Here is a 10,574-nt window from a genome sequence, read left to right on the forward strand (position 1 = left end):
GCCAGGAGGGGCCCTTCTCGCATCTCAGGGGCGCGGGGCTGTGTCTATATGCGGCTCCGCCGCGTGGGCGCGACCAGCCACGACGCACCCGCACCCGGCAACGAAACAGCCCCCGGCAGCCCAGTGGCCGCAGGGGGCGTCGCGCAACCCGGCGCAGGCTCGGCGGAGCCCTACCGCAGACGGGCCATCAGCGCGTGCTCCACGAGAGTGATGAGCGCAGACTTCGCGTCGGCCCGATGCCGCGCATCCGTCGTGATGATCGGCGTGTCCGGCCCGATCTGGAGCGCCTCCCGGACCTCGTCCGGGTTGTACGGCTGCTGCCCGTCGAACCCGTTCAGCGCGATGACGAACGGCAGCCCCGAGTTCTCGAAGTAGTCGACGGCGGGGAAGCAGTCGGCGAGCCGCCTCGTGTCGACCAGCACGATCGCGCCGATGGCGCCGCGCACCAGGTCGTCCCACATGAACCAGAACCGGTCCTGGCCCGGCGTACCGAAGAGGTACAGGATCAGGTCCTGGTCGAGCGTGATACGGCCGAAGTCCATCGCGACCGTCGTGGTCGTCTTGTCCCCCGTGTGGGTGAGGTCGTCGATGCCCGCCGAAGCGGATGTCATGACGGCCTCGGTGCGCAGCGGGTTGATCTCCGAGACAGCGCCGACGAACGTGGTCTTGCCCACGCCGAAGCCGCCCGCCACCACGATCTTCGCGGAAGTGGTGGAGCGGGAAGGACCGCCGCTAGAGCTTGCGAAGTCCACTGAGCACCCTTTCGAGCAGTGTCACGTCTGGCTGGCCGCCGGCGTTCTCGTCGCCGCCGGGCTGATGGATGGCGACCAGTCCCGCCTCCGCCAAGTCGGCGACGAGGATCCTGGCCACGCCGAGAGGGATCGTCAGGAGGGCCGAGATCTCGGCCACCGACTTGATCTCCCGGCAGAGGTTGCAGATCCGCTGATGCTCGGGCAACTGGCCCTGCATCTGGTGCGGCTGCGCGGTGGTGTGCACCAGTGCCTCGATGGCGAGCTGGTAGCGCGGCCTGGTGCGGCCGCCCGTCATGGCGTACGGGCGCACCAGGGGGTTGTTCGACGCCCCCGCGGGCGCCGGCTCAGGGGTGCGGCGCTGCGGCTGCACGGGCTGGATGCGCGGAGCGTGCGGCTGGCCGTACGGCGCAGGGCCGGGGCCCTGCGGAGCGTACGGCTGCCGGTGACTCGGCACGGAGGGGTAGCCGTACCCGTTCGCCGAGCCGTCGTTCTGGCCCTGACCAGGGCCGTACGACCAGTTGCCCGAAGACGGACCGCCTGGGGGTGTTGCCACTTTTTCCTCCTCCGACTGTGCCTGGCATCCATCGCTGTGGAGCCGCGTCCCGAAACTTTACGGCCACGGGACGCCAAAACGCACCGTCTGTCCTTTAGTTGAGAAGGCTGCCTTGGAGTTCCGCCCGCAGATCGGGCGTCAGAACCGTGCCCGCACGGTCCACCAGAAGGGCCATCTCGTACCCAATGAGGCCGATGTCCGCCTCGGGGTGTGCAAGAACGGCGAGGGACGAGCCGTCGGAAATGGACATGAGGAACAGGAATCCCCGCTCCATCTCCACAACCGTCTGGTTCACGCTGCCGCCCTCGAAGATGCGCGAGGCACCGGCGGTCAGCGAGGTCAGACCGGAGGCGACGGCCGCGAGCTGGTCGGCACGGTCGCGCGGGAACCCCTCGGACATCGCCAGAAGGAGTCCGTCGGCGGAGACCACCACCGTGTGGGACACCCCCGGGGTGTTGTCCACGAAGTTGGTGATCAACCAGTTGAGGTTCTGCGCCGCCTGGCTCATCGGGCTCACACTAACGCTCCTGGTTGTAGGTGCTGTCAGGACCACGGTGTTCATTCCTTGTGTCCTGGCCGTTCGTTTCACTGCCTGCGTTGCGGCCTCGCTCGACACCGCGCCGCAGGTTGCTCAGCCTGCCCCGGACGTCCTCCGGAGCGCGGGAGACCTGAGGGCCTCCCTGGGGAGTGGTTTCGGCGGCGCCCTCGACCAGGTTGGCCTTGGGTACCCGCCGCGGCAGGCCCGATGAGGTCACCCCGCCCGCCTTGGGCTTGCGCAGCGAGGAAGCCTGCTGCCATCGGTCGTCGTTGGCCGACCGCCAGTTGTCCCGGCCGTTCGCCCCCTGAGCGGCGGCGGCCGGCGGCTCGTGGCCCACGTGCCCCGCGTCGCTCGCGTCGCCCGCGGTGGATCCGCGGCGGGGAAGACCGGCGTTGGTCATCTCGTGGGCGGCGGAGGGGGCCGGGCCCGGACGTTCGAAGCCTACGCGGTCCGGCTCGTTCACGTCAGCGGCCTGCACGGATTGCGCCTCGGGGGCACCCGTGGAGTACTGCTCCGGATAGCCGCCCCGGTAGCCGTCCTGCTGGGGCCAGTCGTCCTGGTGGCGCCGCTGTTCGAAGGGCGCGTACGCGTCCCGGGCGCCGGCCCCGGTCTGCTGCTGCCCGCCGTGGCCCTGCTCGGCGTAGGACGACGGGTCGCCGTAGCCGCCGCCCTGCGGGTAGCCCTCGCCCTGCGGCAGGCCGCCGTTCGGCGCGTAGTACCGCTCGTCGTACGAAGCCTGCTGCGGCTCCTGGTACGCCTGCTGCTGGTCGGTGTAGGCCGACTGCTGGTCGTAGCCGCCGCCCTGCTGGTCCGCGTAGCCCTCGCGGCCGGCGTCGTAGCCCGGCTGCTGGGACTGCTGGGACTGCTGACCGGTGAACTGGTCCTGGAACCCGGGCGTCCCGCCGTTTCCGGCGCCGTCGGGGTTCGCCGGGCCGGGCAGCTCGGGGTGCGAATGGGCCTCCAGGGCCGCCCTGCGCTCCTCGCGCATCAGCGAGCGGCCGACCGGGTCGAGCTCCCGTATGTCGTCGGGGACCTCGGCGTACCGGCTGTCGTCGAAGCCCAGTTCGGCGGCGGTGCGCATGGGCTGACCGACCTGACCGAAGTTCTCGCCGCCCTGGAAGTTCTGCTCCGGGATGATCTGCGAGACGGTGAACTCGGTGCGCTGCTGGTCGCCGCCGCCACCGTGGGTGATGGCGTCCGGGAGCATGACCAGCGAGGTGGTGCCCGCCTGCTCGCCGGAGGGGCGCAGCTGCACCCGGATGCCGTGCCGGTCGGACAGCCGCCCGACCACGAACAGGCCCATGCGCTGCGAGATCGCGGCGTCCACGGTCGGCGGGTTGGCCAGCTTGTGGTTGATGTCCGCGAAGTCCTCGGCGGTCAGGCCGATTCCCTTGTCGTGGATCTCGACCATCACCCGGCCGTCCGGCAGCCGGGTCGCGGTGACCCGGACCTTGGTCTGCGGGGAGGAGAACGTGGTCGCGTTCTCAAGGAGCTCGGCGAGCAGGTGCACGAGGTCGGTCACGGCCCGGCCGTGGATCTCGGCCTCCGGCACGCCGGACAGCTCGATGCGCTCGTACTGCTCCACCTCGGAGGAGGCGGCGCGCAGCACGTCGACCAGCGGGACCGGCTGGTCCCAGCGGCGGCCGGGCTCCTCGCCGGCGAGGACCAGGAGGTTCTCGCCGTTGCGGCGCATACGGGTGGCGAGGTGGTCCAGCCGGAAGAGGTTCTCCAGCTGGTCGGGGTCGGCCTCGTTGTTCTCCAGGTCGGTGATCAGGCTCAGCTGGCCCTCGATCAGCGACTGGTTGCGGCGCGACAGGTTGGTGAAGATCGCGTTGATGTTGCCCCGCAGCAGGGCCTGCTCGGAGGCGAGCCTCACCGCCTCGCGGTGGACCTGGTCGAAGGCGCGGGCGACTTCGCCGATCTCGTCGGTCGAGGTGATCGGGATCGGCTGGACCCGGGTGTCGACCCGGCCGGGGTCGGTGCGGGAGAGCTGGTCGACCAGCATCGGCAGACGCTGCTCGGCGATGCCGAAGGCGGCGTTGCGCAGCTGGCGCATGGAGCGGCTCATCTGGCGGGCCACCATGCCGGCCAGGATGAACGCGGCGAGCAGCGCGATCACGACCGCGGCACCCGTGATGTAGGCGTCCCGCTCGGCGTCGTCGGCGATCGTGGACGCCTCGGAGACCGCCTTGTCGGCCAGATCCGACTCGATCTTCTGGTACGCGTCGAACTTGAGGGTGTTGACCGCCCACCAGTTCTCCGGCGTGATGCCCTGCTGGGCCAGCTCCGCCCGCGCACCGGTGTCCGTGGAGTCCAGCTGGGCCAGCTCCGAGATCATCGTGGTCGGGTTGGACGGCGGCGGCACGTAGTCCGGGTCCTGGGCCCTGGCCTCCTTGGCCATGGCCGCGCCGTCCTCCTTGAGCTTCGCCTCGGCGTCCTCGAGCTTCTGCGCGTCCTCCTCGGTACCGCCGCCGATGTACTCCTCGATCGCGATGCGCTCCAGGTAGGCGTACGAGGAGAGGGCGACCCGCTGGCTGGCGAGGTGGCTGGGCTCCGGACCGGGCTTGACCAGCATGTGCATGCCGATCGAGCGCTCCAGGGAGAGTGCCGCCTTGGTCAGGGAGATCGCGTAGACGGTACGGCCGTAGGAGGTGATGTTGCCGGTGCCCAGACCGAGTTCGTTGGCGAACTCCATCAGGGGGTGGGCGATCCCGGTGTAGCCCTCCTCGGTCTCCACACCCTTGAGCTTGGAGGTGTAGGCGGCCGCACGCAGCGTCTGGAGCTTGGGCTCCTGCTCGCGGAACACCTTCAGCCGGCGCTCCAGGCCCGCCTTGCCCGGCATGCCCTGGGCCGCCTCGTCGAAGCTGTCGGCCGCCTCGTCGGTCACCTGACGGGCCTCGGTGACTGTGGCGTCCTTCTCGCCCTTGCCCTGCAGCAGCGGAGCGGCCGTGATGTCGCGCTCGTTGTAGAGGGCGTTGGCGTAGCCGAGGGAGGCCTGGACCAGGCGCGCCGTGCTCTCGGCGTCCTCTGCGTCCCCCCAGGTGTCGATGGAGCTCTTCACCTGGAAGCCGCCCATGACCAGGCCGACCAGCACGGGTATGAGCAGGATCGCGTTCAGCCGGGTGGTCACTCGCCAGTTGCGCGGCGAGAAACGGCCACTGGCGGCCGCGGGCTCGTCCTGGGGTTCCGCAGCAGACGCGGGGGCGGGCGCCGCTGTGCGCGGCGGCGGGGTGAAGTTGCCCCGGGCCGATGGCTCGGGACTGTTCTTGCTTCGCCTCACTCGACCAACAACCTCTCGGCGGTCGGCACCTACGTCGTGCCGCTGTGTCTCAGAACCCAGTCCGTCATCGAGTACGCGCTACTGCTGAGTACGTCTTCGACCATTGGGCAGTTCCGGCATTCCAGCACGGCGACCAGCGCTCTTCCAAACAGTGGAACGCGGGGGTTACACGTGATGTAAGCCCCGCGTAAAACGGTCATAAAGAGCGAGGCCCGTCAAAAGACGGGGCCTTCGTGCGCGCAGCGAGAGCGGTTGACCGCGTCGCGTGTCGGCACCACCCGATTCCTCTGCCGAAACGTTATGAACAGCGGAGCCGACCGTGTCAAAGGACACAGTCGGCTCCGTCCTGTCTACGACAAGTGCCGTAGGACCCTGCCGACTTGGCTGCGACCACCCGCAGACCTGCCCAGCCCTACCGCAGGCGGGCCATCAGCGCGTGTTCCACCAGCGTGATCAGGGCCGACTTGGCGTCGGCGCGGTGCCGGGCGTCCGTCGTGATGATCGGGGTGTCCGGGCCGATCTGGAGCGCCTCGCGCACCTCGTCCGGGTTGTACGGCTGCTGTCCGTCGAACCCGTTCAGCGCGACGACGAACGGCAGACCGCTGTTCTCGAAGTAGTCGACGGCCGGGAAGCAGTCGGCCAGCCGGCGGGTGTCGCAGAGCACGACCGCGCCGATGGCGCCGCGCACCAGGTCGTCCCACATGAACCAGAACCGGTCCTGGCCCGGCGTACCGAAGAGGTACAGGATCAGGTCCTGGTCGAGCGTGATGCGGCCGAAGTCCATCGCGACCGTGGTGGTCGTCTTGCCACCGGCGTGTGTGAGGTCGTCGATCCCGGCGCTGGCAGAGGTCATCACGGCCTCGGTGCGCAGGGGGTTGATCTCGGAGACGGCGCCCACGAACGTGGTCTTGCCGACGCCGAAGCCGCCGGCGACCACGATCTTCGCGGAGGTGGTCGCCCGGCCTCCGTCAGAGCTTTCGAAGTCCACTGAGCACCCTTTCGAGCAGTGTCACGTCCGGTGCACCGCCGTTGTTCTCGTCCCCGCCGGGCTGGTGGATGGCGACGAGCCCGGCCTCCGCGAGGTCGGCGACCAGGATCCTGGCCACGCCGAGCGGCATCGCCAGCAGGGCCGACACCTCGGCCACCGATTTCACCTCGCGGCACAAATGGCAGATCCGCTGGTGCTCCGGGAGCAGCCCCATGAGCGCTGCCGGGTCGGCCGTCGTGCTGATCAGCGCCTCGATGGCGAGCTGGTAGCGCGGCCTGGTCCGGCCACCGGTCATCGCGTACGGACGTACCAGCGGCTGGTCGCCCTCGTCCTCGTACGGCTCCGCGTACGGATCATGAGAGGCGGTGGGCGGGGTCATGAATCCTCCGGGCGGGACAGCAAGTCGGTCAGTCAAGCCGTCTGACGAGGCCGGTGGGGGGATTGTGGCGGCCGGACGGTGATTTGGTAACACGGGTGGTGCCGGGGCGGATCAGTGGAGCAGACTTCCTTGTAGTTCAGCGCGCAGGTCCGGTGTGAGGACCGCGCCCGCGCGGTCGACCAGGAGCGCCATCTCGTAGCCGACGAGGCCGATGTCGCAGTCCGGGTGGGCGAGGACGGCCAGGGACGAGCCGTCCGAGACGGACATGAGGAAGAGGAACCCGCGTTCCATCTCCACCACCGTCTGAGCCACGTCGCCGCCCTCGAAGATCCGGGACGCCCCGGCGGTCAGCGAGGTCAGCCCCGAGGCGACGGCCGCGAGCTGGTCGGCGCGGTCGCGAGGGAACCCTTCCGACATCGCCAGAAGGAGTCCGTCGGCTGACACGACGACGGTGTGGGACACCCCTGGGGTGTTGTCCACGAAATTCGTGATCAACCAGTTGAGGTTCTGTGCCGCCTGGCTCATCGGGCTCAACTAACGCTCCTGCTGGTGAGTGGGCCGCGGGTAGCTGCCGGTCTGGTTGGTACCGGCCTGACGGCCCTGTGCGATTCCCCGACGGAGATTGGTCAGCCGGCCGCGCACGTCGTCGGGCGCGCGCGAGATCTGCGGACCGTTCTGGTGCGACTGCTGCTGGGCCGTCCCCGGGACGAGGTTGGCCCGGGGGACCCGGCGCGGGAGGCCGGAGGTGGTGACCCCGCCCGCCGCCGGCTGCCGTACGCGTTCAGCCTGCCGGACGAGGTCGTCGTTCGGCGAACTGCGCCAGGCAGAGGTGGCGGGCCGCTGTGGGGCCGCCGGGGTCTGGGGCTGGGCGGCCTGCGGCTCCGGGGCGGCGGGCTGGGCCTGATGCTGCGCCCTCGCCTCGCGGTCGCCGTGGAACCAGTTGGTCTCCAGCGTGTCGTACAGCGGCGTACGCCCGTCACCGGGACCGGAGGCCGGGGGCAGGGCCCAGCCGTCCTGGGGCCGCTGCGGGGCCGGCGGGCGCGGTGCGCCGAAGTCGTTGCCGCCCTGCGCGCCGCCCGCCTGCGGGCGCTCGAACGGGCCGGGGGCGGCCGGGTTCGGGCGGCTCGGCAGGCCGTGCTGCCCGGTGGAGCCGTTGTCGTAGCCCTGGGCGCCGGCGAACCGGTCGGCCTGGGCGGGACCGTTCGGGCCCGTCTGACGGGGCTGGCCGCCGAAGACGTCCGAGCGGACGAAGGCCCCGTTGCCCTGCTGCGGACCGGCCTGCTCGGGCCGCGCGAACTGGTCGTTCTGCGGGGTGTCCGTGCCGCCGCCCTGCCCGTACTGGTCCCGGCCGTACTGGTTCTGGGCGTACCCGCCCTGGTCGTACTGGTTCTGGTCGTACTGGTTCTGGTTCTGCTCCGGCCGGCTCTGGTCCGGCCGCGTGAACTGGCCCGTGTTCTGCGGGGCGTCCTGGCGAGGGGCCGGGGCGTCGAAGTCGGGGCGGGCGAACTCGGCCGTGGCGGCGGGGGACTGGGGCTCGCCGAACCGCGGCACGGCCGGCATCTCCGCCGTGGAGCCCGGGCCCTGCCGGTCGTCGAAGTCCGGCGTGCGGCGGCTGCGGGAGGTGTCCGGTTCCTCGTGGCCGCGCGGGGCGTCCAGCGAGGCGCGCTCCACGGGCGGCTGCGCGTTCTCGTCGCTCCAGCTGGGCGTGCGGGGCTGAGGGTTGCCGCCGGGCAGCTCGGCCCGCGGACCACCGCGCGGCGGCAGCTGCGGACGACGGCCCTGTCCGGCGTCGCCGTTGTTCCCGCGCTTGCCCCGCTGCGGGGGCGCGGCGGGACCGCGGTCGCCGAAGACGTCCTGGCCCTGCGGGGCGTTGCCCCGCGGCGCGTTCATGCCCGCGGCCTGCAGACCCTGCGGAGCACCGGGCGCATGACCGGCACCGGCTCCCGCGCCGGTCGGGGCCGGGCGGTTCTGCTGGCCGGGACCGGCCGGGGACTGGGGCCCGCGCGGACCGCCGGGCGCACCCGGGCGACCGTCCGTGTCCCGTCCGGGGAGTGCGGCCCGCGGACCCTGACCGGCACTCAGCCGGCCGCCCGGAGCACCGCCACCACTGCCACCACCGAGCGCGCCGCCGCCGAAGGCACCGCCGGCGAGGGCGCCGCCCTGGCCGCCGCGGCGGGCCGCGGCGACACCCGCGGCGGCCTGCGCGGCCGCCGGACCGCCGTTGCCCTGGGCGGACTGCCCCGGCTTCGGCTGCGGCTTGCGACCGCCCTGGGCGACGTCGACGGGCAGCATGACCAGCGCGGTCGTACCACCGGAGTCGGACGGCCGCAGCTGGATGCGGATGCCGTGGCGCTGCGAGAGGCGGCCGACCACGAACAGACCCATGCGGCGGGAGACGGAGACATCCACGGTGGGCGGCGAGGCGAGCCGCTCGTTGATCGCCGCGAGGTCCTCGGGGGAGAGGCCGATACCGGTGTCGTGGATCTCGATCAGCACCCGCCCGTCGGGCAGCGCGTGACCGGTGACCTTGACCTTGGTCTGCGGGGAGGAGAACGAGGTCGCGTTCTCCAGCAGCTCGGCGAGCAGGTGCACGAGGTCGTTGACCACGCGTCCTGCGACCTCGGTGGTCGGCACGGAGGACAGCTCGATGCGCTCGTACTGCTCCACCTCGGAGGCGGCGGCACGGAGCACGTCGACCAGCGGGACCGGCCGGGTCCAGCGGCGGCCGGGCTCCTCACCGGCGAGGACGAGGAGGTTCTCACCGTTACGGCGCATGCGCGTCGCGAGGTGGTCGAGCTTGAACAGTGAGGACAGCTGGTCCGGGTCGGCCTCGCGGGACTCCAGTTCGGAGATCAGCGACAGCTGGCGCTGGATCAGGCCCTGGGAGCGGCGCGAGAGGTTGGTGAACATCGCGTTGACGTTGCCCCGCAGCAGGGCCTGCTCGGCGGCGAGGCGGACCGCCTCGCGGTGCACGTCGTCGAAGGCCGCGGCCACGCGGCCGATCTCGTCCCGGGAGTGCACACCGACCGACTCCACCGAGGTGTCGACGTCCTGCGGGTCGGTCTCGGAGAGCTGCTTGACCAGCTCGGGCAGGCGGTCCTGGGCGACCTTGGTCGCGGTGTCCTCCAGGCGGCGCAGCGAGCGGATCATGGACCGCGCCACGACGAAGGCGCCGACCAGCGAGACGCCGAGCACGAGCAGGATCAGCACACCGGAGATGATGGCCTCGCGCTCGGACTCGTTGCGCAGCTCGCGGGCCTGCTGCTCCATGTCCTCCAGCAGCTTCAGCTCGATGTTCTTCATCTGCTGGATCTTGGTGGAGCTGTCGTCCAGCCAGTCCTGGTACGACCGGGGCTTCAGCCCCCCGAGGCCGTCGGACCTGCTGAGGGCGCGGCCGGCGTACTGGTCGGACGCCTCGATCACCGGGTTGCCCTCGGAGATCGGCTTGAGGAGTTCCTCGGCGCCGTCGCCGTAGATGCTGGTGAAGCTGCGCACCTCGGACGTCTGGCTCGCCAGCGCGGACTGCGCGTACAGCCGGTCGTTCTCGGAGAGTTTGCCCTTGCTGGTGTTGTTCGCGGGCAGCGCCGCCGCCAGGACCGCGCGCTGGATGGACGCGTACTCCTTGGCCGAGGAGAAGGCCGACAGGGCGCGCGTGCGCTGAATCATGTCGGGGTTGCTGGTCGCCTCCGCCATGTCCTGCGAGAGGTCGAGCAGGTGGGTGATCAGGCGGTGGTAGGCCTCGACGGTCTGGGTCGAGTTCTGCTTGGCCTTGTACGCCGTGCCGCGGATCTTGTTCAGGTCGTTCAGGTCGCTCGCGAGGCCGACGAGGCTGTCACGGACGCCGACGAGGTTGCCGTCCTTGCTGGCGGCGTCGATCTCCTCGGAGTTGTCGAGGAAGTTCTTCAGGGCCCGGTCGGTCTTCTCGCGGTCGCCCTTGACGGCGATGGCGCTGGACGCCGAGCCGTGGGCCAGGGGGCCGGCGGACTGGTGGGGGGGCGGGGGGGGGGGCGGCGGCCGCCGCGCGGGGGGCGGGGGGGGGCTGTAGGGGGGGCGCGGCGTGGTGTGGTGGGGGTGGCGGGCGGGG

8 protein-coding genes are annotated in these 10,574 nt (G+C 71.2%); all 8 read right to left on the bottom strand.

Features of this window, described 5'->3' with window-relative positions; genetic code table 11:
* Positions 1 to 170 precede the first annotated feature (170 nt).
* The gene (locus ACFWR9_RS07645; RefSeq protein WP_009314218.1) at positions 171 to 752 is read right to left on the bottom strand and encodes an ATP/GTP-binding protein; all 582 of its coding nucleotides are present in this window, start codon (positions 750 to 752) and stop codon (positions 171 to 173) included.
* On the bottom strand, positions 733 to 1,305 hold the full coding sequence (locus ACFWR9_RS07650; protein WP_383837074.1) for a DUF742 domain-containing protein: 573 nt from the start codon (positions 1,303 to 1,305) through the stop codon (positions 733 to 735). The genes ACFWR9_RS07645 and ACFWR9_RS07650 overlap by 20 nt, the downstream gene beginning before the upstream one ends.
* 94 nt (positions 1,306 to 1,399) lie before the next feature.
* Positions 1,400 to 1,813, bottom strand: coding sequence for a roadblock/LC7 domain-containing protein (locus ACFWR9_RS07655; protein WP_030948713.1), 414 nt, complete (start codon positions 1,811 to 1,813; stop codon positions 1,400 to 1,402).
* 10 nt (positions 1,814 to 1,823) lie between these two features.
* On the bottom strand, positions 1,824 to 5,123 hold the full coding sequence (locus ACFWR9_RS07660) for a nitrate- and nitrite sensing domain-containing protein (RefSeq protein ID WP_383837077.1): 3,300 nt from the start codon (positions 5,121 to 5,123) through the stop codon (positions 1,824 to 1,826).
* A 412-nt stretch (positions 5,124 to 5,535) separates the two neighbouring features.
* On the bottom strand, positions 5,536 to 6,111 hold the full coding sequence (locus ACFWR9_RS07665) for an ATP/GTP-binding protein (protein WP_383837080.1): 576 nt from the start codon (positions 6,109 to 6,111) through the stop codon (positions 5,536 to 5,538).
* Positions 6,092 to 6,490, bottom strand: coding sequence for a DUF742 domain-containing protein (locus tag ACFWR9_RS07670; protein ID WP_003973454.1), 399 nt, complete (start codon positions 6,488 to 6,490; stop codon positions 6,092 to 6,094). The genes ACFWR9_RS07665 and ACFWR9_RS07670 overlap by 20 nt, the downstream gene beginning before the upstream one ends.
* Before the next feature lie 111 nt (positions 6,491 to 6,601).
* Positions 6,602 to 7,015, bottom strand: a complete 414-nt coding sequence (locus tag ACFWR9_RS07675; protein WP_030667329.1) for a roadblock/LC7 domain-containing protein — start codon at positions 7,013 to 7,015, stop codon at positions 6,602 to 6,604.
* A 9-nt stretch (positions 7,016 to 7,024) separates the two neighbouring features.
* Positions 7,025 to 10,574: nitrate- and nitrite sensing domain-containing protein (locus tag ACFWR9_RS07680; RefSeq protein WP_383837084.1), on the bottom strand; the 3,550-nt coding region annotated here is incomplete at its 5' end.

The organism is Streptomyces sp. NPDC058534 (assembly GCF_042717365.1).
Classification (GTDB): Bacteria; Actinomycetota; Actinomycetes; order Streptomycetales; family Streptomycetaceae; genus Streptomyces.